23 protein-coding genes and 5 pseudogenes are annotated in these 26,843 nt (G+C 35.3%); 11 read left to right on the top strand and 17 right to left on the bottom strand.

Annotation, left to right across the window (positions count from 1 at the left end; translation table 11 throughout):
• Positions 1 to 58: 58 nt before the first annotated feature.
• Positions 59 to 694 (bottom strand): potassium transporter TrkG, encoded by a 636-nt coding sequence (locus ACEL90_RS04285; protein ID WP_423348752.1) that lies wholly within the window; start codon positions 692 to 694, stop codon positions 59 to 61.
• Entirely contained in the window at positions 655 to 1,086 is a 432-nt protein-coding gene (locus ACEL90_RS04280) for a potassium transporter TrkG (protein WP_423348751.1), read from the bottom strand. The genes ACEL90_RS04285 and ACEL90_RS04280 overlap by 40 nt, the downstream gene beginning before the upstream one ends.
• 141 nt (positions 1,087 to 1,227) lie before the next feature.
• On the opposite strand from ACEL90_RS04280, the gene ACEL90_RS04275 reads away from it, so the two are divergent.
• Together ACEL90_RS04275 and ACEL90_RS04270 are read left to right on the top strand one after the other, a co-directional pair.
• A complete protein-coding gene (locus tag ACEL90_RS04275; protein ID WP_423348750.1) occupies positions 1,228 to 1,398 on the top strand; it encodes a hypothetical protein in 171 nt (56 codons plus the stop codon).
• 255 nt (positions 1,399 to 1,653) lie between these two features.
• Positions 1,654 to 1,989: a hypothetical protein gene (locus ACEL90_RS04270; protein ID WP_423348749.1), complete on the top strand. Its 336-nt coding sequence runs from the start codon at positions 1,654 to 1,656 to the stop codon at positions 1,987 to 1,989.
• Positions 1,990 to 2,061: 72 nt separating this feature from the next.
• Here the strand turns inward: ACEL90_RS04270 and ACEL90_RS04265 are convergent, their stop codons facing one another.
• Positions 2,062 to 3,078 (bottom strand): substrate-binding domain-containing protein, encoded by a 1,017-nt coding sequence (locus ACEL90_RS04265; RefSeq protein WP_423348748.1) that lies wholly within the window; start codon positions 3,076 to 3,078, stop codon positions 2,062 to 2,064.
• A gap of 140 nt (positions 3,079 to 3,218) precedes the next feature.
• Here ACEL90_RS04265 and dcd point away from each other — a divergent pair, with 140 nt between their 5' ends.
• Positions 3,219 to 3,776 (top strand): dCTP deaminase, encoded by a 558-nt coding sequence (dcd, locus tag ACEL90_RS04260; protein ID WP_423348747.1) that lies wholly within the window; start codon positions 3,219 to 3,221, stop codon positions 3,774 to 3,776.
• Between the two features lie 353 nt (positions 3,777 to 4,129).
• Positions 4,130 to 7,276: a baseplate megatron protein TIM-barrel domain-containing protein gene (locus ACEL90_RS04255; protein WP_423348746.1), complete on the top strand. Its 3,147-nt coding sequence runs from the start codon at positions 4,130 to 4,132 to the stop codon at positions 7,274 to 7,276.
• Here the strand turns inward: ACEL90_RS04255 and ACEL90_RS04250 are convergent.
• Positions 7,263 to 8,556 (bottom strand): annotated as a pseudogene (locus ACEL90_RS04250) (IS4 family transposase). The gene ACEL90_RS04255 and the pseudogene ACEL90_RS04250 overlap by 14 nt on opposite strands.
• 91 nt (positions 8,557 to 8,647) lie before the next feature.
• On the opposite strand from ACEL90_RS04250, the pseudogene ACEL90_RS04245 reads away from it, so the two are divergent.
• Positions 8,648 to 8,920 (top strand): annotated as a pseudogene (locus ACEL90_RS04245) (transposase); the annotation flags it as partial.
• On the opposite strand, the pseudogene ACEL90_RS04240 reads toward ACEL90_RS04245, so the two are convergent.
• The 5 genes and pseudogenes from ACEL90_RS04240 to ACEL90_RS04220 all read right to left on the bottom strand — a co-directional run.
• Positions 8,904 to 9,287 (bottom strand): annotated as a pseudogene (locus ACEL90_RS04240) (IS66 family transposase); the annotation flags it as partial. The pseudogenes ACEL90_RS04245 and ACEL90_RS04240 sit on opposite strands and share 17 nt — an antisense overlap.
• Positions 9,288 to 9,492: 205 nt before the next feature.
• Complete coding sequence (gene pnp, locus ACEL90_RS04235) at positions 9,493 to 11,766, bottom strand: polyribonucleotide nucleotidyltransferase (protein WP_423348745.1); 2,274 nt, start codon at positions 11,764 to 11,766, stop codon at positions 9,493 to 9,495.
• 14 nt (positions 11,767 to 11,780) lie between these two features.
• Positions 11,781 to 12,053: a 30S ribosomal protein S15 gene (gene rpsO / locus ACEL90_RS04230; protein ID WP_006279944.1), complete on the bottom strand. Its 273-nt coding sequence runs from the start codon at positions 12,051 to 12,053 to the stop codon at positions 11,781 to 11,783.
• Between the two features lie 12 nt (positions 12,054 to 12,065).
• Positions 12,066 to 12,404, bottom strand: a complete 339-nt coding sequence (locus ACEL90_RS04225; protein WP_423348744.1) for a hypothetical protein — start codon at positions 12,402 to 12,404, stop codon at positions 12,066 to 12,068.
• 7 nt (positions 12,405 to 12,411) lie between these two features.
• Positions 12,412 to 13,344: pseudogene (locus tag ACEL90_RS04220) on the bottom strand (IS5 family transposase).
• Positions 13,345 to 13,660: 316 nt separating this feature from the next.
• On the opposite strand from ACEL90_RS04220, the gene ACEL90_RS04215 reads away from it, so the two are divergent.
• Complete coding sequence (locus ACEL90_RS04215; protein WP_423348743.1) at positions 13,661 to 14,860, top strand: phage major capsid protein; 1,200 nt, start codon at positions 13,661 to 13,663, stop codon at positions 14,858 to 14,860.
• 390 nt (positions 14,861 to 15,250) lie between these two features.
• Here ACEL90_RS04215 and ACEL90_RS04210 read toward each other — a convergent pair whose 3' ends face one another.
• From ACEL90_RS04210 to ACEL90_RS04200, 3 genes are read right to left on the bottom strand one after another with little or no spacing between them, the layout of a single operon-like run.
• A complete protein-coding gene (locus tag ACEL90_RS04210) occupies positions 15,251 to 15,910 on the bottom strand; it encodes an amino acid ABC transporter ATP-binding protein (RefSeq protein ID WP_423348742.1) in 660 nt (219 codons plus the stop codon).
• The gene (locus ACEL90_RS04205; RefSeq protein ID WP_022626279.1) at positions 15,876 to 16,523 is read right to left on the bottom strand and encodes an amino acid ABC transporter permease; all 648 of its coding nucleotides are present in this window, start codon (positions 16,521 to 16,523) and stop codon (positions 15,876 to 15,878) included. The genes ACEL90_RS04210 and ACEL90_RS04205 overlap by 35 nt, the downstream gene beginning before the upstream one ends.
• Positions 16,523 to 17,257, bottom strand: a complete 735-nt coding sequence (locus ACEL90_RS04200) for a substrate-binding periplasmic protein (RefSeq protein ID WP_155968424.1) — start codon at positions 17,255 to 17,257, stop codon at positions 16,523 to 16,525. Before ACEL90_RS04200 ends, ACEL90_RS04205 begins: the two co-directional genes overlap by 1 nt.
• Positions 17,258 to 17,382: 125 nt before the next feature.
• Between ACEL90_RS04200 and ACEL90_RS04195 the strand changes: the two genes are divergently transcribed.
• Positions 17,383 to 17,838, top strand: coding sequence for an arginine repressor (locus ACEL90_RS04195; RefSeq protein ID WP_065094904.1), 456 nt, complete (start codon positions 17,383 to 17,385; stop codon positions 17,836 to 17,838).
• A 53-nt stretch (positions 17,839 to 17,891) separates the two neighbouring features.
• On the opposite strand, the gene tatC is transcribed toward ACEL90_RS04195, so the two are convergent.
• Both tatC and ACEL90_RS04185 read right to left on the bottom strand, forming a co-directional pair.
• Positions 17,892 to 18,653 carry a twin-arginine translocase subunit TatC gene (tatC, locus tag ACEL90_RS04190; RefSeq protein ID WP_423348741.1) on the bottom strand — a complete coding sequence of 254 codons (762 nt, stop codon included), beginning with the start codon at positions 18,651 to 18,653 and terminating at the stop codon, positions 17,892 to 17,894.
• Entirely contained in the window at positions 18,650 to 19,747 is a 1,098-nt protein-coding gene (locus tag ACEL90_RS04185; protein WP_423348740.1) for a type I glyceraldehyde-3-phosphate dehydrogenase, read from the bottom strand. Before ACEL90_RS04185 ends, tatC begins: the two co-directional genes overlap by 4 nt.
• A gap of 1,032 nt (positions 19,748 to 20,779) precedes the next feature.
• On the opposite strand from ACEL90_RS04185, the gene ACEL90_RS04180 reads away from it, so the two are divergent.
• Both ACEL90_RS04180 and ACEL90_RS04175 read left to right on the top strand, forming a co-directional pair.
• Positions 20,780 to 21,313, top strand: a complete 534-nt coding sequence (locus ACEL90_RS04180; protein ID WP_423348739.1) for an HK97 family phage prohead protease — start codon at positions 20,780 to 20,782, stop codon at positions 21,311 to 21,313.
• Between the two features lie 248 nt (positions 21,314 to 21,561).
• Positions 21,562 to 21,795, top strand: a complete 234-nt coding sequence (locus ACEL90_RS04175) for a hypothetical protein (RefSeq protein WP_423348738.1) — start codon at positions 21,562 to 21,564, stop codon at positions 21,793 to 21,795.
• On the opposite strand, the pseudogene ACEL90_RS04170 reads toward ACEL90_RS04175, so the two are convergent.
• Positions 21,772 to 23,065, bottom strand: a pseudogene (locus ACEL90_RS04170) (IS4 family transposase). The gene ACEL90_RS04175 and the pseudogene ACEL90_RS04170 overlap by 24 nt on opposite strands.
• An 87-nt stretch (positions 23,066 to 23,152) precedes the next feature.
• On the opposite strand from ACEL90_RS04170, the gene ACEL90_RS04165 reads away from it, so the two are divergent.
• Together ACEL90_RS04165 and ACEL90_RS04160 are read left to right on the top strand one after the other, a co-directional pair.
• A complete protein-coding gene (locus ACEL90_RS04165; RefSeq protein WP_423348737.1) occupies positions 23,153 to 23,353 on the top strand; it encodes a hypothetical protein in 201 nt (66 codons plus the stop codon).
• Between the two features lie 30 nt (positions 23,354 to 23,383).
• The gene (locus tag ACEL90_RS04160; protein WP_423348736.1) at positions 23,384 to 24,508 is read left to right on the top strand and encodes a hypothetical protein; all 1,125 of its coding nucleotides are present in this window, start codon (positions 23,384 to 23,386) and stop codon (positions 24,506 to 24,508) included.
• Positions 24,509 to 24,613: 105 nt separating this feature from the next.
• Here the strand turns inward: ACEL90_RS04160 and ACEL90_RS04155 are convergent, their stop codons facing one another.
• Both ACEL90_RS04155 and ACEL90_RS04150 read right to left on the bottom strand, forming a co-directional pair.
• On the bottom strand, positions 24,614 to 25,789 hold the full coding sequence (locus tag ACEL90_RS04155) for a CCA tRNA nucleotidyltransferase (protein WP_423348735.1): 1,176 nt from the start codon (positions 25,787 to 25,789) through the stop codon (positions 24,614 to 24,616).
• A gap of 87 nt (positions 25,790 to 25,876) precedes the next feature.
• Positions 25,877 to 26,815, bottom strand: a complete 939-nt coding sequence (locus tag ACEL90_RS04150) for a hypothetical protein (RefSeq protein WP_423348734.1) — start codon at positions 26,813 to 26,815, stop codon at positions 25,877 to 25,879.
• Between the last annotated feature and the right edge of the window lie 28 nt (positions 26,816 to 26,843).

The raw sequence follows: 26,843 nt of genomic DNA, 5'->3' as shown, positions 1-26,843 counted from the left end.
TATAGACCTTAAAAGAACAATCAAGCGGAAGATTTTGACACCACCACTTGAAGAACCACTACATCCACCAACAAAGGTGAGAAAAAAAAGCTAAGACTGAAATGAAACTCCAATCTATATGATTACAGATTGCATAACCAGTTGACGTAATCAAGGAAGTGATGGTAAATGTGCTGCATCTAAATGATAATGACACTCCTAAATCAACATTTTTATACAACCAAAAACAAGCAAATAAAGATGAAACAATAGCTATCTTAAAAAAGTAAGAGACCTGCTCATCATAGCAAATGTCTAACCGTCTTATGATTTTTAAATAGCTAAGAAAAGGCAGAGAACCCAAAATCATAAAAACGATCGTTATGGCTTCTAGTATGGGATTACTATAGTGCCCTATAGAATCATTATAGTTAGCAAATCCACCAGTTGATACAGCGGACATTCCGTGACATATTGCATCAAATAGTGGCATACCAGCTAGATAATAGGAAAATATGCATAACAAAATTAAGCCATAATATATTGCCGTAACATGAATCACTACGCTTCGCGTGTTCGGCAACTTCCTTTTGGTAGCATCTGAATATTCAGAATAAAGTAAATTATTTAGGCTGAGAACCTTAAACATAGGAAAAACTGCAATTCCTAAAGTGATTACACCAAAACCCCCATGCCGTGTAGCATTGCTCTCCACAGCAGTATTCCCGGAGATTGCTTTTCAATATCATTAAATATAGTTGCTCCTGTGGTTGTGATGCCAGATATCGTTTCAAATAATGCATCAACATAGCTCAGATTATCAAAATAGAAAGGAATAGCTGCAAACAGAGACAAGGCAATCCAGGTGCAACTAGTAATCGCAAAAATTGCTGGCATTCCATGCAATCTACTTAATTTACCGAGTAAAATAAAAATTGCGCCAGATGTGCAGGTAATTATGAATCCAGCGAGGAAATTTTTCCATTCGTAGCTGAGATACTTATTGGTAATAGCAGGAATAAGCATTGCTAAGCTAAACAGCAATAGGAATATTCCCACAATAAATGCAATTGAACGCAAATTTTGTAAACGTTGATGATTTTTCATAGAATTACTTCCTCGCTATACAAAGCCATAAAAGCTACTCTAACGTCAAGCATTTTGTTGGCCTTTATTAACAGTTATTAACAATATACTTGATTTACTTGTAAATATGTGTGATAATTAAATTTTTATTAGAGGTAAGATATGGTTGAATTAACTGATGCACAAGAAGAAATTCTAAGTTCATTAAGACAGGCAGTCAGGAATGACAATTTTCAAGAAGTCCAGAACGTACTCGACAATAAGGAACATAAGGATATACAAGCAGTTTTGAGCCACGAGGGGACTCTGACTAGTGACAAAGGTACCATTTAAATGATGTTATTGACTGTTCTAATGCTAGCGTTAGCACTAAAGTAGGGATCATTAAACTAATTTGGCAGAAAGCTGATAAAGAAACTCGTGATTTTTTGTGTGATTACAAGGTAGTAAATTCTTTTGAAGGTCAACCATATTTTGTAGATACAATAGATGGTCTTAAACCCTTTCAACAAAAAATTGACCCTAATAACACAGAATATTCTGCTCTTGCACAAGTTATTCAAGAAATAGAAGATCACAAGTGGGCATATGAAGGATCTTTATTCCAATGCTCCTATAGTAACTAACACTACTACACCAACTACTGGCAACAAAACCCCAGAAAAAAACGATACAACCTTCTGGAGTGAACACAAAGGGAAAATTGCTCTAGGCGTTGTTGGACTATGCGTAGTTGGTGCTATTGCAGCCTATGTGCTGGCATATCCTGTAGTTGCATTAGTTTTAGAAGTTTCAGCAGTTTCAGCATTGGCTGTACTAGCTTATATTGGAGGAGTTTGTGAGAAATCAGAAAGTCCAAATACGAAAAGTTTGAACCCGGTTGTTTCTGGGTGTTGCAACAACGCAGAACTGCTTAATCAGTAATCCATTGTCATCCCAGCGCGCCGCGCTGGGTCTGACTACGCTAGAACAAAGAATATAAAAGAAACGTTGCCGTCACGTTATATCATAAACCTTTGCTGAAGCTTTCTTTATATCTTCACTTGAAAGTGGAATTAGACCAAGCCTAGATAGATACCCATCTTCAATGCTGATCGAATCTATAATTTCTTTTATGAATTCTCTTAATCCATCAACAGTATCCAGGTGTTCTTTCTTTATATAAAGGTATAGAGGTCTTGCTAATATATATTTTCCCGATGATATATTTTCGTAAGTTGGCTCAATTCCTGCAATTGTGCTCCCTTGTATTTTATCTTGATTCCTCATTAAGAAGCTAAAACTAAATATCCCTAAAGCGTTCTTGTTACTTTTCAATTTTTGTATTATTATGTTTTCATTAATTCCAACTTCTATATACCTTCCGTCATCCCTTATATTACCACATGCTTGCTTTCTTTCTTCCTGATCTTTATAATTCTCTTTGAAAATTCTCGAGTTCATGCATGAATATTGATCAAGCATAATAGAATTAACCAAAGTTTCGTATGTGCCTGTATTTTGATGTGGACCATAAATTTCAATTTCTGTTTTTGGTAAGGCTTGCTTTACATCAGACCAAAACTTCTTATTATTTTTTACTAATTTATCATTTTCTTGAGAATATGCAGATAAAGTTTCAAATAAGTCCTTCTTTGTGAAATCAAATCTATGGCTTTGATTTGAATTTGCAATGACAACTCCATCATAGCCAATGATGATTTCTATCACTTCATTAATTTTATTCCTTTTACATAGTTCTCTTTCTACTTCCTTCATAGGGCGAGATGAAGTGGTGATGTCTGGAGTGTCTTCCCCTATTCCTGAGCAAAACATTTTGAACCCTGATCCACTTCCTATTGATTCCACAACTGGAGTCTTAAAAGGGAATACACGATTGAACTCCTCGGCTATAAACGAGATAAAAGGAAAAACAGTTGAAGATCCAACAATTCTGATGTATTTCCTGGCATCAGCATTTGACGGCGGCGTGAATAATACGAATACAAAAATCAGGAGAAAGTTTCTAAGCATTATTTTTAGTTAAGAACATAAATCTAATTATTATAACAAAAATCAAACTGAAAAGCTTTAATTGCATGACAAAAGCTACAGTTTACATTTAAATTTTATTTTATATTATTGTAAGTATTACACAACTTTAAGGGGCAATTATGGCAGTTATGCCAGATAAATGGATAAGAGGAAAAGCTGAAAATTTTGGAATGATAGAGCCTTTTGTGAATCACAAAAGCAGCAAAGGTGTTATATCTTTCGGACTATCATCTTATGGTTACGATGCAAGAGTGGATAATAAATTTAAAATTTTTACTAACGTTAATTCAGCTATCGTGGACCCTAAAAATTTTTCTGAGAATAGTTTTATAGATAAGGAAACAGATGTATGCATAATTCCACCAAATAGTTTCGTACTTGCAAGTACAGTGGAATATTTTCGTATACCAAGGAATGTACTGGTCATTTGTGTTGGTAAATCAACTTACGCAAGATGTGGAATTATAGTAAACGTTACTCCCTTAGAACCTGGATGGGAAGGTCATGTCACACTCGAATTCTCAAACACCACTCCGCTTCCCGCGAAAATTTACGCTAATGAAGGCGCATGCCAATTTGTATTTTTAAGCGGCGAAAGTGAGTGTGAGAAATCATATGATGATATGAAAGGAAAATATATGAATCAGCATGGTATCACTTTGCCACTGGTGAAGTGATTGCCATGAGAGTGGTAATTTTTCACTTCCGTACTTTTTCATTGTTGCTTACAATAATTATAGCTACACCATGTGCTTTTCTTAATTAAAAACTTCAATTATTAATTGTAAATTATTGAATTTGCTACTATTTAGTAGCAAATTGTCATCCAAGTGGCTGTAAAATGACAAATTCGTCATTCCGCTACTAGTTAGCGGAATCTATGCTAAGAGATACCGCGAATGAATCGCGGTATGACGGTTCGCGGCGGCATAACGATAAGCTCGTCATCCCGCTGCTTGTTAGCGGGATCTATCCGCTGCGGCATGACGTAGAGCCTACATTAGCTATAGAAACAAAAAGGAGGATCATTATGCCTACAATAATTTTATCATCAATTTTTGGTCAAGCAGGCAGCATTTTTGGGCCAATTGGCCAGATTATCGGTTCAGAGCTCGGTGCTCTTCTTGGTGCGCAGCTTGATGGTGCGATGTTTGGCCTTGATGCCAAGCAAAAAGTAACGCATGGTGCGAGGCTAAAAAATCTGCAAGTTCAAACCTCAACCTATGGCAGAACAATTTCAATTATCTATGGCACTGCTCGTGTTGCAGGGAACATTATTTGGGCGCAGCCAATAAAAGAAGAGGCGATAACCACCAAAAGTAAAATTGGAAGAGGTATGAACGTTACATATAATTACTATGCAACGCTTGCAATTGCGATCTGCAAGGGGAAAGTAGAAAAATTAAACAGAATCTGGGCAGATACAACATCACTTAGCTTTGATGAAATAGATTATACTTTTTACAGCGGCAGAGAAGACCAAAATCCTGATCCATTTATGTCATCAATTGAAGGAGAGGGGAATGTGCCGGCTTATAGGGGAATATCTTACATAGTCATCAAGAATTTTCCTTTAGCAGACTATAATAATCATGTTCCGGTATTTACGTTTGAAGTGCAAACTGCATTAAAGCCCGTTGGGTTTTCAATAGCGGAAAATATTCGGAATATCAATATCATACCAGGTTCAGGTGAGTTTGTATATGATACAAAAATACAGAAGAAAATCGCGCAAGAGAAAATAAGCAGCAACCAATATATCCCATATGGGCTGGCGCAAAGGGTAAATCACAACAACCACACTAAAAAGAGCGATGCAATGCTTTCTTTGGATCAATTAAAGGGAGATTTACCAAATGTTGAGTGGGTATCGGTAGTAGTCAATTGGTTTGTGAATGATCTGAACATTAAAGATTGTAAAATATATCCTGCAGTTGAATTTCAAGATGATTCCGCAATATTACCTGATGATTGGCAAGTAGGGGGTGTAACCAGAGATAATGCTCAGCTAATTTCAAAAGATGCGAGTGGAAACCCAAGGTATGGTGGCACAGTTAGTGATGCAGCGTTGATAAGATATATAGAAGAGTTACGCAGCAGAGGCTACAAGGTGATGCTCTATCCAATGCACTTGCTTGACACAAAGAACAAAGAGTGGCGAGGAAAATTGAGCGGGACTCCTGGGGATATAAGTGATTTTTTTGAGAATCAATATAACAAATTTATAGAGCATTATGCAAGCATTGCCAAACAAACTAAAGTGGAAGGGTTTATCATCGGTTCTGAACTTGTGCGGCTTACCAAAATTAGAGATGAACAAGGTAATTACCCTGCCGTTATAGAGCTAGTTAAGCTTGCAAAGCGAATAAAACTTCAGCTTGGAAAAGAAGTAACGGTAACTTACGCTGCGGATTGGAGCGAATACCATATTGGCATAGATGCTTATTTTCCACTGACTGATGGTCCAGAGCCTCCTTTTGGCTATTCTGCGGAAGATGTAATGGGTGGTTGGAGCAGTGGAGTGGGGTATGATTATTTCTATGATTACTCAAAAAGTGAGCCTGAAAAAGTAAAGTATAACGACAGCAGGTATGCGTGGAAAAATATAGAGAAATGGTGGAGTGAAACTCACATAAATCCAGGTGGTAGCAAAACAAAATGGCAACCAAAAATGAAAAAAATATGGTTTACTAAATATGGATTTCCCAGTATGAACGGCTGCACTAATGAACCAAATGTGTTTGTTGACAAAGGCAGCATAGAGAGCAAATATCCACGATATTCAAACGGAGAGGTGAGCTTTCTTTCGCAAAAAATTGCAATTGAAGGAACGTTAAAAAAGTGGCAAAGCTCGGAAATGGTAGAAAAAATGTTTCTCTGGGCGTGGGATGCAAGGCCATTTCCTTACTTTCCCAATTTATGTGATATGTGGACTGACTGCCATAATTGGCAGACAGGACATTGGATTCAGGGAAAGCTTTCACAGCTTAATATTTCCGATGTTTTATCGGATCTATTACAAAAAGCAGGTTTAAAAAGCGATCAGTTCGATACAAGCAACGTCAAAGGGTTATTGTCTGGGTATGTGATAAACGACCAGCAACCCGTACGTTCTATTATTAAAATGCTGCAAAGTTGCTATTTTTTTGATGTGGTTGAACAGGACTCTAAACTGAAATTTGTTCAAAAGGGCAGGGGAGTTACAACTGTAATGCCAATTGGTGAAACGGTTTTCAGTAACAATTCAAAGCAAATGCAACTTGTTAATATTAGTCAACTGGATTTAAACAATAAAGTTAACGTCGTTTATTTTAATCGCAATTTTGGCTATCCAATTGATGTTAAATATGCTGAGTTGCCAAAGCAAGGCACTGCTATAACAGTTGAAATACCGCTCATTGTGGAGGAGGGAGAGGCGCAAAATATAGCTGAGGTTTTACTTTATTCTTCGTGGCAAGAGAGAAATATATACAATTTCAAGCTGCCGATAAGATATGCGTGGCTTGCGCCAAGTGATGTAATGACGATTTTAGACGGTGAGAAAAAGCATACGGTGAGAATTATAAAAACAAAATTTGAAAGCATGTCCATTCAAGTAAGTGGTGTTGGTTATGACAGCTCCATATATAAGCTTTCTTTTCCTCCAACAAGGTCTCTTATGCTGAAGGAATACCCTCCTTCTCATATCAGCAAAACCATCGCAGAAATGATAGATTTACCGCATGTTAAAGGTAATATTGCAAGCTTTACTTTAATTGGTGAGGAAAGGAATTGGAAGGGAGCAACGCTCTTTATTTCGTACAACGATAAGGATTATAAGCCTATCGCAAGCACAAATAAGCAGTCTACTTACGGATATGTAATGGAATCTACCGACGAGGGGCTTATAGTAGTGTTACGTTTTGGAAACATAACTTCAATTGCGAACTCAAATTTAGCACTGGTTGGAAAAGAGGTAATAAAATTCCAGAATGCTGAACTTATAGATAAAAATAAATATAAGCTTAGCAACCTAATCAGAGGACAAGAAGATACTAAAGAATATGATCATGCCACAGGTGAAAAATTTGTTCTACTTGATGATTCAATAATATCTTTCGAAGTGCAAATGGGGAAAAGGTTTTACCTAAAAGCAGTGACTTACGGTGACCATACGCGTCAAGTTAAGAGATTGTGAGCAAATTTAGAGAGGTTAAAGTGGATACTCTAGCCCTTCTACGTTTGTCTTTTAATGAAAATCGCGACCAAGTTATAGTGAGTTTTTTAAGAAATGCTTTTAAACTATTAATTTTGGTTAATACTAAAAATAACTCTCTAACCCGCCTTTTTAGCTCAATAAATGCCTTTGTTAAGCTAAGTTCTGTATTCTTTTTCACTTCTGTGCAACCAACTATGCCGTGAAATATAAGAATTGCGCACAATTTAGCATATAGTTCACATAATACTCTGCATGGCTTTCCTTTTAGCTTATCAAGCCTGGTATGGCTTTTATACAATTTAAATAATAACTCAATTTGCCACCTTACTCTGTAAATCGTTAATACTTGCTCAGCACTAATTTTATTTTCTGGAACATTAGTTATAAATATTGACCAGTTCAACAATTTTTGATTTCTTTTAGAGGATGTATATCCCTGCGATCTTGCTAATCTATTAGCTTTCCTTCTTCTGGCCATATTCAGTTAGTTTCTGACATATAATTCTTACTCTAATTTTTGCTTCTTTTCCTAACAATACCTCGTTTTCTAAAAATAACTTATCCTCTAAACATTCTAATAACTCCATTTTTTGATTTGTTTCTACATCATATATGTCGGTATCAACGACTTATGAAATAAGCTCCTATTTCATTGATTTGTTTAAAAGAACTTGGCACAAAATAACCGAGATCAGATATTAGCAAATCATTGCTTAATATATTACTTAAATGTTTCCTATATCCCTGGTCTGATCTTACCCCCTCCGTTAAATTAAGTTGGTCTATTATCTGATTCATGTAGTCGAAAACTAATTGTAACTTTATTCCAGACTTAGTATTGCTTTCATAGCCACTGTAGCTAGTACCATAACCTTTATACATCTCTTCCATACTGTTAGGTATAGCTACTGTCCAATAATTTAACACTATTAAATTGCTGTAAGATTTTGCAACCAACTTGCAAGATATTTTTAAAGAGAATCACAGATTCATTATACATCCTTTTCATAAATTCCACTGCTTCTTCAGTAAATCTAAACTTGTTTTGTTATATCTATCGAGTCCTCGTTTAGTAATTGAAACATTGTTTCTACGCTACAATTATCAACTCCTATATTACCCAAGACCATGGCTTTTACGAATGATGAACCTTTTAGCTTTCTCTTTCTTTTTATAAACCTTGTTGTAATTGAGATTTTCTCTGCTTTTTCATTAAAAAATTCTTTGAGCTTTTTTGATAAGCAAGTTATTTTATTCATTGGTTCTCTCACTAAAAGTATATCTGGGAGAACTTATACCTTATTATTCTATCTCTTTCATACCTTTATTTCCTTAACTTGACGCGTATGGATCTTGGAACCTGGACAGACTGTCATTCTTGACAATGCTACTTTTCATAAGTCTGATAAGATTATCGAGCTTGCTAAAGGGGTTGGTGCAGAAATTTTGTATCTGCCGCCTTATTCTCCAGATTTCAACAAAATTGAGCATCATTGGTTTGCTATAAAAAACAGAGCCAGGAAAAACATTCCTCTATTCGAATCCTTTCGTCGTGCTGTTGATTCTGCCTTCCTATGGTCTGTTCGGACTATTATGAGAAATGCTATACTACATAAGGCCTAATTTCCGGAAGATCAACTTTTTGGTGAACATAAGGTTTTTCGCATATTACAAGCTCTCCTCCGCATTCGCAAATATTAGGCAACTCTATTTTTACTACTTTATCCGCTTCCATTGTAGCATGAAAATTTCCTTTATGCCCAACCTGATCGCCAACATTCCTTTCGCTTTTTGGCTTGTCCTTTTTTGTTTTGTACAATTCTTTAGAGCTCGGTAGAGATGAATTTTTCGAGTTTAAACCAAGCCTTTCCTTTAATTCAGCGTTCTCTATCTTTAAAGCTTTATTTTCTGCTTTTAAGTTTTCTATCTCTGCTTTCAGTTTTTCTATTTTTTGCTGTAAATTTTTGCAAAGTTCTAAAAGGTTTACCACATTACCTCACTTTTGCTCTATGATTATCTTTTTAGATCACTTTGTCTACCTTATTCTACCACTCCGCTGAACGGATACCTTGGGTTAGCTATAGCTAACACCACAATTGTACTAACATTGTGATTTGAGAACAACCTTCACCAGAAAGGGTGTCATTCCAGTGTTAAGCACTGGAATGACGAGAGGTAACGCAAGAAGTTTACTCTTAATAAAAACCCGATGATGAATCATTATTACCAAATTTCGGCCTATTTCTGTTGCTGAAACCAGAACGAGGACGAGGAGGCCTCTTACGGTGACTTCCTCCAGGTTTTCTACTAAATGAATTATTGTAATAATTATCCTTGTCATTTGGACCATCTTTCCTTTCCTCGTTGTAAAGCTCACCTTCAAAAAACTCTCCCGTCTCTTGGTCAACCCGACGTCTTGACAACTTTGGACACCCACCTTTTTCGAAGTCAATTACTAGTGCTTTGAAAGTATCATCTTGTTTAAGTACGCTCTCTATAGAATCTATATGTTCATTAGCTACTTCACTTATGTGCATTTTTCCTTTTCTGCCATTAAGAAATTCAAGCTCTACAATAGACTTCTCTATTCTTACAACCTTGACATCAACTATAGAACCTTGTTCTAGTTCTGTTATTGAATCAATCATCATACTCTTTGCAATTTCAGCTTCAGTGCCACTCGTAGCAAAAACAGAAACTTTACCATCATCTCCTATTTCAATTTTTGCATTACTTCTTTCACACACACTGCGTATATTTTTCCCCTTAGAACCTATAGCAGCAGAAATTTTGTCTTTATCTATGTAAAATGATAACATCCTTGGTGCATGGTCTTTGACATCATCACTGTGTTCTGAAATCACTGCATTCATTTTTTCTAAAATATGTAATCTTCCAGCTTTTGCCTGTTCTAAAGATTTTTCAACAATTTCAAAGCTTATACCAGAAATTTTCATGTCCATTTGTAGCGCCGTAACCCCTTCACTAGTTCCTGCTACTTTAAAGTCCATATCACCAAGATAATCTTCATCACCAAGTATATCGGAAAGTATTACATACTCGTCTTTATCTTTGATGAGACCCATAGCAATTCCAGCAACAGGGGCCTTTATTGGCACACCCGTATCCATTAAAGCAAGAGAAGTCCCACAAACTGTTGCCATGGAAGAAGAACCATCAGACTCCAAAATTTCGGACACTACTCTTATTGTATAAGGAAATTCAGACTTATCGGGTAAAACAGGATGAATTGCTTTCCAAGCAAGTTTGCCATGACCGATTTCTCTTCTTCCTGGTGCACGCGCAGCAGAAGTTTCTCCAACAGCAAATGAGGGAAAGTTATAATGCAACATGAAATGCTCACGTCTATCCCCTTCAATATCATCCACAATTTGCTCATCTTGAGTGGTGCCAAGAGCAGTAACAACCAGTGCCTGAGTATTGCCTCTTGTAAATAGTGCAGAACCGTGAGTTTTGGACAGAATATCAACTTCAACTTCTATCTGACGTATCTCATCATGCTTACGACCGTCTATCCTTACACTTTTCTTCCTAATTATTTCACGTACTAAAGATCTTTCAAAGTTTCTTACTGCATACGTAATTAACTTTTCGTCTTTTCCAGTTTCTTTAAGAGTATTCAATATATTCTCTCTGATCGCTTCTAGAGCTTGAACTCGCTCTTGTTTTACTGTTTGCGAATATGCTTTTTCAAAATCTTTACCGTATTTTTCGAGCTCTTGTGTTATATCTGATGTATCAATAGGAGCAAAGCTCTTAGGTTTATTGCCAATTGTATCAGCAAACTCTTTTATGAGCTTAATGACAGGTTTAAGGTGTTCATGGCCAAATTTTATTGCATTAAAAACATTTTCTTCAGAGAGCTCTTTCACTTCTGATTCAACCATTAAAATTGAATTTTCATCACCGGACAAAAACAGATCCAAGCTGCTTGCTTTCATCTCTTGAACAGAAGGGTTGAGTATATAGTTATTATTTTCATCACAACCAACCATCACTCCAGCTATAGTAGAGTGAAAAGGAACACCAGAAATTGCAAGAGCTGCAACAGCACCAATCAATGCTGGCACTTCAGGAGGATTGACTGTATCATAAGTTAATAGATTGCACACCACACTAACTTCATCATTAAATCCTTCTGGAAATAGTGGTCTTATACTTCTATCTATTACCCTTGAGATTAAAATTTCTCTATCAGATGGCTTGCCTTCTCTTTTAAAAAAGCCGCCAGGGATCTTACCCATGGCATAGCTTTTTGCGATAAACTGTACATTTAAAGGAAGAAAATCAACATTTTCTTCCTTCTTTTTACTTACAACAGTTACTAAAACAGAAGTATCACCGTAATTTACAACTACTGAACCATGAGCTTGGCGTGCTATTTTTCCTGTTTCTAAAGATAAGGTACGACCACCCCACTCTATAGATTTTTTTATAATTTTAAACATACTAAATTCCTCGATTATTTTCTAATGCCTAACTTCTCTATTAATTCCTGATAGGCTTCATTACCAAATTTACGCTTTATATAATTTAAGTGCTTGCGTCTTCTACCTATCAATATAAGTAAACCACGCTTAGAGTGATGGTCATGCTTGTGCACTTTAAAGTGCTCAGTTAAATTACTGATCCTCTCGGTCAAAATTGCACATTGTACAAAAGATGAACCTGTATCATCTTCTTTAATTGCATATATATTTATCAAACTCTTTTTCTTTTCGGATGTTATCGACATCTAAACCTCATTTTAAATATTAAAAACACGAATAGGTTTCACACAACCATAAATAAAACTGCGGATTGCAATAGGTACACTACCCACCACCGTACAACAAATATCATGATTCTTTAAATTACGCAAGTTATTTAATACAACTTCCTGACCTTTTCTGATTTTCCCCGCATCTTCTAGGGAAATTTCAACTTTGAACATCGATTTTAAAGCCGATTCAATGGGGATGACGAAACTTTTTGTATTACTCCCTGTCACTCCATCATCTTCTGTCATCCCACCCCCCTCTGTCATCCCAGTGCTTGACACTGGGATGGCTTTGTTGCATCGCTCTTCGGATAGTAGGTAACGCACAATAAATTTATGAAGCTATCTCAAATTTAGCCATACCAATATCAGTGAATTTATTAAGCAAATAGCATTTGATTAGCAGTTCTTTTTCTCGATTTATCTCAGATTTATTCCTAAAACTAAATCCGAATGTTTGTTTCAGTCGCGAGAAAAAACTTTCTATATAAGATCTTTTTCCATAACTCATCTCTTTTTTCCACTTCTTTATACCATCTTCATCATATGACTTTATGAGCTTGACTGCAGAATTTCTCTCAGCCATACTTTGGATGCTCTGCTGCGTTGTTTTTCGGAGGAATTTTCGTTTTTATACCATATTGATTACACAGCTTATAGAGCTTTTCTCTGTCATATGCCCTATCTGCATATAGTACTTTTATGACATACTGAAAATCGACTTCTTTTAGCAAATCACAAGCTCCATAGTGATCAGCCATTACTGTATTTTACAGCTATGGCTTTTTTGCTGTTTGTATTCAACATTACATGCAATTTTCTTGTCTGTTCATAGCTGCGATACTTTCTATCTTCGCTATTTTCTTTGCTATGACCAGGAGTGTTGTTGTATATACTAATTCCTGTACTATCTATAGCAATTTCGATATCTTCCATATTATTTTCTGCAATCATTTATCTTAATATTAAGTTTCTTAAACCTTCTTGATGATTGTGAATAGCTGATAACTTGCAAATTTTTCCCAATTTGCTCAAGGTATCCTGCTATAAACCCAACTGTTTGCCTCAGGCCTATTCTAAATAAACAAGTTATTATGTGCACCAAAATTACAACTTTATCACTATAAATATTGTTGCCACCTGGTATTTTTGGACCATTCTCGTACCACTTTTCTATGGCGTCATTGATATAACAAAAAATGCTTCCTCTTTCTTGGAGAAATTTGTTATATTCATGGCAGTTACTGACTCTCATTTTTTGTGGCATATTTTTTCTTCAACAGTTAAATGGCTATTTATAATGAATTTTGTCAGTAACTGCCAGTTCTTTTCACTTGAGCGATGCAACAAAGCCCACTGGGATCCAGGAATTTTATTAAGTTGGCAAGCATAAAAATAGCTGTTTTTTGTTAAAATACAATGTTTTGATGATTATGGAAATACTGGATTCCAGTGTCAAGCACTGGAATGACATCGTTTACTATGTACCATATTGCAATATTCGTACAACTGTGGGAAACATCTATGGATGCCATTCCTATTACCTTATTTCCATTTTTATTTCATTTTCAAAGGAGGCTATTATGTCACTTACCGATATCGCTCACCGTATCAATGAACTCGCTTCATCATGGGAGCAATTTAAATTAATAAATGATCGCAAACTAAAAGAAATTGAAAGCAAAGGGCGTGCTGATTCTGCAACAATTGAGCAGCTATGCAAGGTAAATAATGCCATTGATAGTTGCAAAGAGCGTTTAGACTTGATCGAAACTGCAGCTCAACGCCCAGAAGTAAATACAGATTTTAGCACAAGCGATAAATATTTTTCTGATTATATCCGCAAGGGAATGGAAAGCGGTTTATCACACAAAACCCTCAGTGGAGATAACAGTGATATCGGGGGGTATCTAGTTACTCCGCATATTGTAAAACGCATAAACAAGCGCGTAACTGATTCGTCCCCAATGCGACAAATATGCTCCGGTCAAAGAATCTCTACTGAAACATTGGATTACATTATAGAAGATTTTGACCGCGCCGGTGCAGGTTGGAGCAGTGAAACAGTAGATGATGAGGACGGTGGCAATAAGTCTAAGTATGATTTTGCAAAAGATACGGACACGCCCAAAATCCAAAAGATTTCCGTCACAACTTACGAGTTATATGCTCAACCACAAATATCACAAAAGTTACTCGATGATGCGTTTGTCGATGTTGAGAGTTGGCTGGTGGAAAAGATTGCCGAGACTTTTAGTAAGGAAGAAAGCGAAGCCTTCATTAAGGGTGAGGGCACTTTTCAACCAAAAGGAATTTTAGCTTATGAAAATGGAAACAGTTATAATAAAATAGAGCAAGTTAAAACTGAAAAATTAGATAGTGATTCAATAATGATGTTGTATTACTCTCTGGACGAATATTATTCCAAAAATGCGTCATTTTTGATGAACAGGAGTACGTTGAAGGATATCAGGCTGCTAAAATCTCAAACAGGTCAGTATCTCTGGCAGCCAAGTCTGTCGCTTGAAGCTCCAGATACTTTAATGGGAATACCAGTATATCAATCTGCCGATATGCCACCAGCGCCAAACAATCAGCTACCAGTAATTGCGATGGCAGATTTCAAACAAGCTTATAAGATTGTAGATAACAGAGGAATGAGAATATTAAGAGACCCTTATACGAATAAACCTTATGTGAGGTTTTTTGTCACTAAGCGTGTCGGCGGAGAGGTTGTAAACACCAGTGCTATTAAATTGTTGAAAGTTGCGAGCAAGTACTAAAAACTTCCGCAGCATCATCTTTATAGCTGATCAAAGCAACACGTCATACCGCGATTCATTCCATAACTGTACGAACATTGTGATTTTGGCCCATCAGGAGGGTGTCATCCCAGTGCTTGACACATATAGCTAAACTGACTTAGATTTACCGACAGTTTGAAAAACAAAAATTCGTCATTCCGCTACTTGTTAGCGGAATCTATGCTGAGATATCACGGCGGTATGACGTAGGAAAACCTTTCTTGGGTTAGCTATAGTTTGCTATATTATGTGATTTTATTTTTAGCATTGCTTCTTACATTATGTAATTTTGTTTTCCATAATATACATTATGTAATTTTCGATGCTAAAATCTGTTATAGCTCTCAGTATGATATGAGTGATTCTCTTTTAATAATTATTTTTTAAATAGTTTGTTGGTTCATCAATTTCTTTAGGATTGATATCTACAATTATTTTTCCGTTTTTTAACAGAATAATCCGATCTGATATTTTTGTTAAAAAATCCAAATTGTGAGAAGCGATAATCATAGTAATACCCATATCTCTAACTGATTGTAATAGTTCCACAACGTCGACTATTGTTGCTACATCTAAACCAGACGTTGGCTCATCGCATAATAGAATCCTTGGATTCATCATTAAGCTTCTGGCAAGCGCAACCCGCTGTTTTTGCCCACCGGATAGATTACTAGGGTAATCATTTTTTTTAGAGGCAATACCCAAAGACTCAAGTAGTGAATCACTTTGATCCTGAGTTTTGTTTTTAAGTTTGGGAGCATATGTAAGATTTTCCCAGACAGTCATATGTGAGAAAAGTTGAAAATCCTGAAATACAAAACCAGTACTATCATTGCATTCAATGCTACCAGAATCTAAAACTTCGAGTTTTTGTATACAACGTAACAATGTTGATTTACCACTACCAGAAGGACCAGCAAGACCAACTATAGATTGCTCTATAATCAGGTTAATATTATTAAGTACTGGAATATTATTAAATAATTTACAAACATTATGCATTTTTATCATATATACCTTTCTGTTCAATCTTTTTGCCTATATATTCAATTAGTAATACAAGAGCGTAATAATAAGCCCCAGCAAGACAAAGTGGTATAAAATAAGTAAATTGTTCTGCTGCAAGCATTTGCGCAGAGCGCATAATATCAACACCACCAATAGTAGAGATTAATGCCGTTTCTTTAAGGAGTGCAATGATCTCATTTATCATTGCAGGAAGAATATTTTTAATAACTTGTGGTAATATAATATCTCTCCACATATAGAAACTAGGTATTTGTAAAGTCTTAGCTGCTTCAAACTGGTTTTTTGATATAGTTTCAATACCAGCTCGTAAAATCTCAGCAATATAAGCACAGCTATTTAGACCAAATGCTATAATGCCAGCACTAAATATGTTTAATTTAATTCCTGCAATGGTTGGGGTCATAAAATAAACAACACTTAACTGTAATATAAGGGGGGTGCCACGTATTACAGATATAATTCCATTAATTAATGGAATACAGATCTTATTATATCTGAGTACTGACAATAATCCCCCTAGACTCACACCTAAAAGCAGTCCTCCAATCAATAATTTTAAAGTAAAGGCAAGGCCTGTTCCAACAAACAAGAAATTAGAAATTAATTCTTGCATCAGTTATCTCCTAGCCATTTTTCTGCTATCTTTTGTATTACACCTTTACTTTCTAAACTTTTTAACGCCTCGTTTATTTTATCCTTTAAATCAGATCCTTTATTCACAGCAATAGAATAACCATTATCTGACTTAGCGATGGCTGACCATGATAGACCAGGATTTTTTTTGCTAAATACTTTACCTTGGAATTCATCAATTAGGACGCCATCAACATGACCAGACTTCAATGCTTCTACAGCTTGATTATTATTGTCTATAGCAATAATTTGAGCTGTTGTAGGAACATGCTCTTTTAGCCAAATTTCCATGACAGTTCCTAGTTGAACGGCTATCTTCTTGTGAGTTAAATTGTTTATACCGGCTATGGGTTTATTTTTGTGATATAGAATACCAAATTCCCCTGTATAATAACTATTTGAAAAATCAAAATTTTTTTCACGCTCTTCTGTACTACCAATAGTAGATATAGCAGCATCTACAGAATTACTTTGTAATGCTGCAAATATAGCACTAAACTGCATATCTTTAAACATTGCTTCTTTACCTAACTCTTTTGCTACTAATTGAGCAAGCTCAATGTCAAAGCCAGTAAATTTACCATTTTCATAATATTCAAAAGGTGGATAATCTGCAGAAATTGCAAATCTAATGATATTATCGTGTTTATCTTCCTTGCATCCTGTTAATAGAATACTTATCACTATAATAGCATTTAAAATATATTTTTTCATATTACTAATTTATATTCATATTTTATTCATCTTATGAATATAGATATTAAAAATTGAATAGTCAAGAAATAATGAATATAATTTCAAATATACTTATTACATATTCAATATGAGGAAAATGCATAATGCATGACAACACACTAGGTGAACATATTTTAAATATTATTCAAAATCACGAAATTTTAGAGCAGAGCGATTTACAGACCTTGCTTAAAGAAAGAGGGCACAACATTCCTCAGGCTACTTTATCAAGAAAATTAAAAAAACTTAAAATTGCCAAAGTTGCTGGTGTATATAAAGTAATCGATATCAACCAGTATCAATTACCATTGATACTTAATATGCAAATTTCGGATTTTGGTTTAATAGTACTACACACTCAACCAGGACAAGCTAGCAGCCTAGCTTACTTTCTAGATCAGAAGTATGTTATTTATTCATTAAATAATAGCAAAAACATAGGAATTATAGGAACTATAGCAGGTGATGATACAGTATTATTGATCATCAAAAGTAAGGCTGAACTTAACAAAGTATTACAATCAATTTATGAAACATTTCCATATTTAAGTCCTGAATAAGAATGTTGTAAGTTAAAAATGTGATATAAAGGAGATAAGAGGGATTTCTTTGTTTAAATCTTTGTCTTCTTTTTTTCAATATACCTACATATCAGAATGGACAATTCATATAGAATCAGCATAGGTATTGCAAGCCCTACTTGGCTTAATACATCAGGTGGAGTTAAGATTGCAGCGATAATAAAAATTACCACTATCGCGATTCTGCGTTTATTTGACAAACTTTGTGTAGTGAGTAACCCTACTCTCACCATTAATGTGAGTATTACTGGAATTTGAAATGCAGTGCCAAAAGCAAACATAAATTGGAGAACGAGGTCTAAATATTCGCTAACTGATGGCATAAACTCTATTGGTATACCGAAAGATTTCCCACTATGTTCAAAAGTGATGAAAAACTTCCAGGCTAAAGGAAATATATAGTAATAGGCTACAGTAGCTCCCGTTACAAATAAAACCGGTGTTGCAATCAAGTATGGCAACAACACTGCCCTTTCACTTTTATATAACCCAGGTGCTAAGAACATATAAAATTGCCATGCAGACACAGGAAAAGAAAACAAAAGTGCGCTCATTATTGCAACTTGGAGATACACAAAAAATGCCTCTGTTAAGTCTGTGTAAATTAAAGAAAAACCTTCGCTACCTTTTGTTGCTTCTATTAAAGGTGCGAGTAAAAAACGGTATATATTTTCCTTAAAGTAATAACAAAAACCAAAAGCAACGCAAAAAAATAGAAAGCAAAAGATAACTCTTTTTCTGAGTTCCGCAAAGTGCTCATAAAATGAGGCGTATTTGTTTGAGTTCCAGTTCATACTTTACTATAGCTCAATAATGCTATGTCTAACATTCTCAGCGAAAAAGCCCACTCATTGTCATACCACGCTGCAACCCTGCATATATCACCTGTAACATATGTACCAGTTAAATCCACAATTGCACTATAAGGGTTATGCACAAAATCTATTGAGACTAAAGGTTCCTCGAATATAGAAAGTACATTTGACATTGGATAATCCTCTGTCATCCTAGTACCCTCTGATGTCATCCGAGTAGCTGACACTGGGATCCAGAAATTAGATTCCAGCGTCACGCGCTGGAATGACGTAGAGGAGAGAGCTGCATCCTTAAACATTTCATTGATTTCTTTAACGGTCGCTTTCTTATCAGTCGTAAATGTAAAATCAACCATAGAAACATTGCTAACCGGAACTCTGACGGCAGTGCCATCTAGCTTTCCTTTTAATTCAGGAATGACAGAACCAATTGTTTTTGCTGCCCCGGTTGTAGTTGGCACCATAGATAATCCGCAAGCCCTTGCTCTACGCAAATCTTTATGATTACCATCAAGAACATTTTGATCATTCGTGTAGGCATGTATAGTAGTCATAAAACCGCTTTTTATACCTAAACTGGAGTGTAGGACTTTCACAATCGGAGCAAGGCAATTTGTAGTGCAAGAACCTGCTGATATTACTTTATGCTCTTTTTTGAGCATATCATTATTCACACCATAAACTATAGTTACATCAGCATCCGGAACTGGAGCAGAGACAATTACTTTCTCTGCATTGTGCCTTATTGCTTCTTCACGTTTGTTGAATGCACCAGTACATTCAAGTATTACATCAACATTCCAAGGAATATTTTCAGGGCTACGTTCTCTATATAAAGAAAACTTTTTGCCATTTATGGATAGCCAATTTTGAGACTCATTAAAGTCAATATCACCACTGAATTTGCCATGAACAGAATCATATTTAATCAAATGTGCATGCTGCTCAGCACCGAGCGATCCATTGACAGCTACAACTTCTATTTGCTCACTATACTTTTCTATTTCATAAATAGCACGCAATACGCCCCTGCCTATTCTACCAAGACCATTAATTCCTATACGAATCATCATCTCTTCATTCAAAAAATTTAATTATAGAGGATATTGCTTGATATTTCATTCTATTCTTTTGCTTTTCTATCGATATGAACATTATAGCAAGGAGACAGGGCTAAAAACTTGCTTGACAAGCTTCGCCAGCCCCCTTATCATGAAACTGAAGCTATTTATTTATCTTCTCTGTACAGATTAAATGACAAAAAAACTCACGTATCTGGCGTCTCATGTTTAATTTTTTGCACTATGTGCACCTCATGTCTTTATAAAACTTCTACCTACATAAGCAGAAACGCGCTTATAAAGCGTTCAAGACATCAAAAGACGTCAAATAGAACAAGGGAGAATTTGAATACTAGCTACCCTAGGTTTTCTTCGCCTTTTTTTCTGCTTAGTAAATTTCTTAAACATTTGCAGCGTAGATTAGTTGCAATTAAAAGCGGCTTAATCTTGCTTGTCAAGCGTTTAAAACATAAAAAACGCCAATATTTTAAAGCGGATAATAACCACGGGGCTTCTTTTGCCTTTTTTTTCGTTTGGTAAATTCCTTAATGCTTATGGCTAAACGACAACCGTCATCCCGCTGCTTGTTAGCGGCTGAGATGCCGCGGCGGTATGACGGTGTAGATAGTATCCCGCTACGTGTTAGCGGGATCTATGTTAAGGTATGACGGTTAAGTAGGGTGTCATCCCAGTGCCCAGACACTGGGATCCAGGAATTTTATTAAGTTGGTAAGCATAAAAGTAGCCGTTTTACGTTACAATACAATGTTTTGATGATTATGGAAAGGCTGGATCCCAGTGTCAAGCACTGGGATGACATCATAGAGGCGCTGGCCTGACAATCGTCATCCCGCTACATGTTAGCGGGATCTAGAGATACCGCAGCGGTATGACGTATAATTTTATAACCCAGTGTCCAATCTGGATTCCAGTTAGCGTTTTTAGTAACTAAGAAAAGTGCTTTCCCCTTTTAGAGCACTGCATATAATAGAATTATATCGCAGTGCATTGCGAAACAAAATTCCCAATACTACAGGAGGCCTTATGAATAAGAAATTTCTCTATTCACCATTGTCAATAAAAAGTATAGGAGAAAACGGTGTATTTTCTGGTTATGCGAGCGTTTTTAACATAGTTGATAAACAAAATGATCTGATATTGCCCGGAGCATTTAAGGAAAATTTAAACAGAAATAAAATAAAACTCCTTTGGCAGCATAATCTTGACGAACCTATAGGTAGCATCATAGATATTTATGAAAATGATGTTGGCCTGTATATAACCGCACATTTACTTTTGGGTATTCAGAAAGCAGAAGAAGTGTATTTGATGCTCAAAACTGGGGCAATTAACGGACTTTCCATCGGCTATATACCTATAGAGTATGATGTTGATCATAAAAGTGGAGCTAGAGTGTTAAAACAAGTGGAATTATGGGAAGTCAGTTTGGTCACTTTTCCTGCAAACTTGGCTGCTCAGGTAATCAATGTGAAAAATCAGAACAATGAACAGGAAGTGTTAGCAAGAGCGATAGAAAAAGCAAATGCTGTACTTGCAGACATGTACATTTCTGCTTAAAGTGTATTAGGCGGGCAAAGACTTTACCATAATTTGACACCTGTGTTAGTATTTGTTTAACATTTATACTAATATATATAACTTTATTACTATTAAAATTTTCTGTAAATTAAAGTTAAAAAATAAGGTAATTTTATGCTAAATATTAATAATAAGGTTAATTATGAAATTAATATTAAGCGAAAGGAAAAAAATACAGCTGGTCTACTGTATTTGCTTGGTTATATCTAAAAACGATTGGACGAATATTGCCCAAGAGATGGAATAGATGGGCAGAAAATATTTTGTACTACGATAAAACTACTGCAAACAATGAAGTTCAAACTGATGCTTTTAAGACAATAGATGGAAGTGTTCAAGTTGACTTAAAACCTGAAGTTGTAGAGAAAGAGAGCCAAAGTGTAGTGATAAACAAAGATGGAGGGGTTCAGACTGATGGAGTAGCCATACGCGTCAAGTTAAGAGATTGTGAGCAAATTTAGAGAGGTTAAAGTGGATACTCTAGCCCTTCTACGTTTGTCTTTTAATGAAAATCGCGACCAAGTTATAGTGAGTTTTTTAAGAAATGCTTTTAAACTATTAATTTTGGTTAATACTAAAAATAACTCTCTAACCCGCCTTTTTAGCTCAATAAATGCCTTTGTTAAGCTAAGTTCTGTATTCTTTTTCACTTCTGTGCAACCAACTATGCCGTGAAATATAAGAATTGCGCACAATTTAGCATATAGTTCACATAATACTCTGCATGGCTTTCCTTTTAGCTTATCAAGCCTGGTATGGCTTTTATACAATTTAAATAATAACTCAATTTGCCACCTTACTCTGTAAATCGTTAATACTTGCTCAGCACTAATTTTATTTTCTGGAACATTAGTTATAAATATTGACCAGTTCAACAATTTTTGATTTCTTTTAGAGGATGTATATCCCTGCGATCTTGCTAATCTATTAGCTTTCCTTCTTCTGGCCATATTCAGTTAGTTTCTGACATATAATTCTTACTCTAATTTTTGCTTCTTTTCCTAACAATACCTCGTTTTCTAAAAATAACTTATCCTCTAAACATTCTAATAACTCCATTTTTTGATTTGTTTCTACATCATATATGTTGGTATCAACGACTTATGAAATAAGCTCCTATTTCATTGATTTGTTTAAAAGAACTTGGCACAAAATAACCGAGATCAGATATTAGCAAATCATTGCTTAATATATTACTTAAATGTTTCCTATATCCCTGGTCTGATCTTACCCCCTCCGTTAAATTAAGTTGGTCTATTATCTGATTCATGTAGTCGAAAACTAATTGTAACTTTATTCCAGACTTAGTATTGCTTTCATAGCCACTGTAGCTAGTACCATAACCTTTATACATCTCTTCCATACTGTTAGGTATAGCTACTGTCCAATAATTTAACACTATTAAATTGCTGTAAGATTTTGCAACCAACTTGCAAGATATTTTTAAAGAGAATCACAGATTCATTATACATCCTTTTCATAAATTCCACTGCTTCTTCAGTAAATCTAAACTTGTTTTGTTATATCTATCGAGTCCTCGTTTAGTAATTGAAACATTGTTTCTACGCTACAATTATCAACTCCTATATTACCCAAGACCATGGCTTTTACGAATGATGAACCTTTTAGCTTTCTCTTTCTTTTTATAAACCTTGTTGTAATTGAGATTTTCTCTGCTTTTTCATTAAAAAATTCTTTGAGCTTTTTTGATAAGCAAGTTATTTTATTCATTGGTTCTCTCACTAAAAGTATATCTGGGAGAACTTATACCTTATTATTCTATCTCTTTCATACCTTTATTTCCTTAACTTGACGCGTATGGATGGAGTAGCATTGATAACAGAGGAAGATGATGAAGCATTAGAAGAACAGCTGGAGGGCATAAATCAGGAATTAGAACTTGAACGTTTACAAAATGCTTCCTTAAAAGAAGAAAATAGAGAATTACGATCTGCAATTGAAGGACTTGAAAAGAGTTATAAGGGACTTACAGAAGATGCAGGCGAACGAGAAGAGTAACTAACCAAATACAAACAAGATAAAAAAGCAATGCAGGATAAAGTTGATGAACAACAGAAAACTATATTTGATCAATACGTGATAATAAGAGAGCAAGGAGAAGAAATTGAAGCTACTAGGAAAGATAATGAAAGTCTGCAAGCACAAATAATAGAACTTAAGAGTAGGTTAAAGGACAAGGAGGATAAATTAATTGAATTGAATCAACAATGGCAAGCTAGCAAATTAGTGGCTTTACTTAAATCACAGACTGATAAATTGTGTCAGGCTAAAGACAAAAATACTGAATTAGAAAATAAAGTCAGTGACTTAGGTCATGAAAACAAAGCTCTACGATTAAGTGTGAATACATTGACTGCTCAATTGGGTGAAATGGAGAACTTGGGGAAGCAATTACAAAGTGTTCAAAAATCTAAACAACGATTGGAGATTGATTTAGAAGGTCAATTGAAAGCTGACACTAAGAAACTACAGGAAGCAAAAGAAGGTCAATTGGCTAAAAAGGCAGGTGCAGTGAGTACAGTATCTACTGCAAAATCAACTCTTTCAAAATTACGAAACTTGCCCAATAAGCTTTCTAGGGATAAGGGTCTCAATAACTTTTTATCTGGGAAAAACGAGGAGTTAAAAAAAGGTTTTCCTGAATTTGAAAAGAAACACTTTTGCCATAACGTGCTTAATGAAACTATAAAGTCTCTATCAAATCAAGATGATGGCAAATTTGAAAGCAGTAAGCTGCTTGAATTATTAGAAAGTAATTTGAAACAATCCGCAAGGGAGATCATAGAAGCTAAGGTTAAAGAAGTTGTCAACGAACATTGTAACATTGGAAAAAATATGGGTAAAGAACTACGAGATGACACGTTAAAAGCCAAGTTGTCACCTTCTGTTAGAAAATGCGTAAAAAAATTAGAATTTAACAAACAAGAAGGGGTAAATAAGATTGTAGACTCTATCTTGCACAGCTTTAATAGCAAGAATAATAATAATAACGACTCAGGAGAATTGCTTAAAGAAATTGTTACAGGAAAATTAACAGAGGCTAAAATGAAATGTTTTTCAAATAAGATTCAAGAGTTACAACTGGCATTAAGCATAAGAGATAAATTTTATCTCCAGATCAGGGAATGTGTAATCAAACTCAAGGAGGAGTAAACGAATATCAATTAACAGAAAAAGCTAAAAAAGAACATATACCTAATTCCTCTATGAGTTCCCCTAATATTGCAAGCATACATTCATTGAACAGTCAGAAAGCAGTTAGAATAGGCTCTTAGCATAAAGCACCAGCTCCTCTTTTGTTAAAGTGTAGGAGCTATCTTCCCAATGTTGTTTTAGCAATTCCAAGTTTCTACCTAAACTTTTTCCTGGCTGGTGACCTATACTTATTAAATCATCGCCAGATAAAGGAAATTTTGGAATATTGAATGTGTTAGCAAATGAAATGTATTCATCAACATTTTCTCCAGACTCAACACCACAAATTTTCACTAAATCACAATATAATTCTCTACCAAATAAAGATATGTATTTTTTTTGCTCTTTTTCTGAGAGTTCTGTTTTGATATCGTTGGATAGTAAAAATAGCAGCTTTTTCTTTTGCTTGTTTGAAAGACGTAAAAATTTGCTTACATATTCTCCAAGACTTAGCCTGTCATTTTTTTTAGTAGTCCTAAGGAGTAACGCTAATTTTACTAGTGCATCAGTGCCCAAAAGAAGTGGCGAAGACAGAATTTCGCATTTTACTTCTTTTGGGATAATCTTTTGCAAAACATCAGATTCTTGCATGCTCTTAAGTGTTGGAAAAGGATCATTGCACTCCAGCAATTTAAGTATTTCATCTCTTATTCTCTCTCCAGAGAGGTTTTGAATCATATGCGAATGCTTTTTGCATACGTTTAGTATTTCATCACTCAAATCTCCGACACATATTTTTGCATGAAAACGAAATGCTCTTAAAATACGTAGATAGTCTTCTTTAATTCTATCTTCAGCGTTGCCTATAAAGTTTAACCTTCGCGCTTTTAAGTCCTCTATACCACCAAAGTAGTCATATATATGGCCATGCTTATCTGCATACAGAGCATTAAATGTAAAGTCGCGCCTTGAAGCATCCGCTTGCCAATTATTGGTAAATTCTACTTTTGCATGCCTGCCATCACATTTCACATCATGCCTTAGTGTTGTGATCTCAAAAGATCTTTGATTTAGAACCGCAGTTATAGTCCCATGTTTTAAGCCAGTTGGAATAGTTTTTATATTACAGAGTTTTAGCGCTTTAATCGTTTGATTGGGAAGCAAATTAGTAGCTAAATCGATGTCGTGGACATCACGCTGCAAAATTGAGTCTCTCACACATCCGCCGACAAGCCTAGCCTCACCACCAAATTCCTCTATGGCATCAATAATTAAACTAGTCTCATGGTCAACTTGCATTTAGGTTAGTACGTACTGCAAGTTTATATTATATGAAATGCTTGCAAAAGCCCTATATAAAAATATACAGAGTTATGAAGATTTATTTTACACTTCTAATTGTGATATTTGTTGTTGATGAAATGTTTTTTCTGTTCTTGATTCCTCCATACTACATCTTGGTGAGCTTGAAGGGTTTTGCTTCTCAGAGCGCTCTATGCGCTGCTTTATATCACTAACGCACTGCCCTACAACATCACCAATTTTTCCATCAGCATTTTCTGCCAATAACTTATCAAATCCCTTTTCAACCTCTGCTCTCTCAGAGATATCCTTTGAAAGGTTACAATATTCTAAGATCTCGTCTAGCTGCAGTTTTTTTGCTAATAGGAAATCTTCTTGCTCTTGTTTAAGTTTGGTTTCCTCTTGCAGTTGTTTTGCTAAACTTTTATTTCTATCAAGCAATGGTTCGAAATGCAATCCGCCTTTGTTTATTATATGCACAATACTACTATCATCATAATCAACTTTATTGTATTCACCTGCACTTTTTGAACCTGAATTGTCTATTAATTCATGCAAAGACAGATCTTGGTTATCAACAGTCTGGTTCTCTATAACATGTAGCTTTACCTTATACTTTTCACAAAGTATTCTGCCTTCAACGTCAGGATCACCCCACCTACTGTTACGCATAATGCCTGCTGTATAATCATCTACAGTTTCACTACGGTGCTGGCCATTGTTATCATGACTATTGACAATTGCATTTGTAAACCACTTTGGTGGATTCTTTTGCGCAAATTCCCTACAATCATTTCTTAATTTTTCGGCAGTAACTTGCTCTCCTGTCTGTTGTTCTAGACTTTGCCTGAACGAGTCAAAAAAACAGCTTCCATTACCAATTGCTTGTCCTACATAGAAATTGTCAGGGTAAGGGTTACTATTTAAAAGAGTCATTTCTTGCCCTGAGATCCTGGGCCTTTTTATTCCAACCTCAACATCATGAAAGTCACTTGGTAGTTTCCGTTTCTTAGCTGTAGTCATAGTTTTACCTTAATTTAATCTATATATT

This window comes from Wolbachia sp. wLmal (genome assembly GCF_049435495.1).
Lineage (GTDB): Bacteria > Pseudomonadota > Alphaproteobacteria > Rickettsiales > Anaplasmataceae > Wolbachia > Wolbachia pipientis.
The sequence above is the reverse complement of the archived record's forward strand: the minus strand, read 5'-3'. Positions and strand labels throughout refer to the sequence as shown.

Coding starts and splice junctions, on each gene's coding strand:
- ACEL90_RS04150 (WP_423348734.1), bottom strand. CDS start 26,815: ATGACTACAGCTAAGAAACGGAAACTACCAAGTGACTTTCATGATGTT.
- ACEL90_RS04275 (WP_423348750.1), top strand. CDS start 1,228: ATGGTTGAATTAACTGATGCACAAGAAGAAATTCTAAGTTCATTAAGA.
- ACEL90_RS04155 (WP_423348735.1), bottom strand. CDS start 25,789: ATGCAAGTTGACCATGAGACTAGTTTAATTATTGATGCCATAGAGGAA.
- pnp (WP_423348745.1), bottom strand. CDS start 11,766: ATGTTTAAAATTATAAAAAAATCTATAGAGTGGGGTGGTCGTACCTTA.
- ACEL90_RS04185 (WP_423348740.1), bottom strand. CDS start 19,747: ATGATGATTCGTATAGGAATTAATGGTCTTGGTAGAATAGGCAGGGGC.
- rpsO (WP_006279944.1), bottom strand. CDS start 12,053: ATGTCGATAACATCCGAAAAGAAAAAGAGTTTGATAAATATATATGCA.
- ACEL90_RS04200 (WP_155968424.1), bottom strand. CDS start 17,257: ATGAAAAAATATATTTTAAATGCTATTATAGTGATAAGTATTCTATTA.
- ACEL90_RS04195 (WP_065094904.1), top strand. CDS start 17,383: ATGCATGACAACACACTAGGTGAACATATTTTAAATATTATTCAAAAT.
- ACEL90_RS04160 (WP_423348736.1), top strand. CDS start 23,384: ATGCAGGATAAAGTTGATGAACAACAGAAAACTATATTTGATCAATAC.
- ACEL90_RS04180 (WP_423348739.1), top strand. CDS start 20,780: ATGAATAAGAAATTTCTCTATTCACCATTGTCAATAAAAAGTATAGGA.
- tatC (WP_423348741.1), bottom strand. CDS start 18,653: ATGAACTGGAACTCAAACAAATACGCCTCATTTTATGAGCACTTTGCG.
- ACEL90_RS04280 (WP_423348751.1), bottom strand. CDS start 1,086: ATGAAAAATCATCAACGTTTACAAAATTTGCGTTCAATTGCATTTATT.
- dcd (WP_423348747.1), top strand. CDS start 3,219: ATGGCAGTTATGCCAGATAAATGGATAAGAGGAAAAGCTGAAAATTTT.
- ACEL90_RS04215 (WP_423348743.1), top strand. CDS start 13,661: ATGTCACTTACCGATATCGCTCACCGTATCAATGAACTCGCTTCATCA.
- ACEL90_RS04255 (WP_423348746.1), top strand. CDS start 4,130: ATGCCTACAATAATTTTATCATCAATTTTTGGTCAAGCAGGCAGCATT.
- ACEL90_RS04165 (WP_423348737.1), top strand. CDS start 23,153: ATGGATGGAGTAGCATTGATAACAGAGGAAGATGATGAAGCATTAGAA.
- ACEL90_RS04265 (WP_423348748.1), bottom strand. CDS start 3,078: ATGCTTAGAAACTTTCTCCTGATTTTTGTATTCGTATTATTCACGCCG.
- ACEL90_RS04205 (WP_022626279.1), bottom strand. CDS start 16,523: ATGCAAGAATTAATTTCTAATTTCTTGTTTGTTGGAACAGGCCTTGCC.
- ACEL90_RS04270 (WP_423348749.1), top strand. CDS start 1,654: ATGAAGGATCTTTATTCCAATGCTCCTATAGTAACTAACACTACTACA.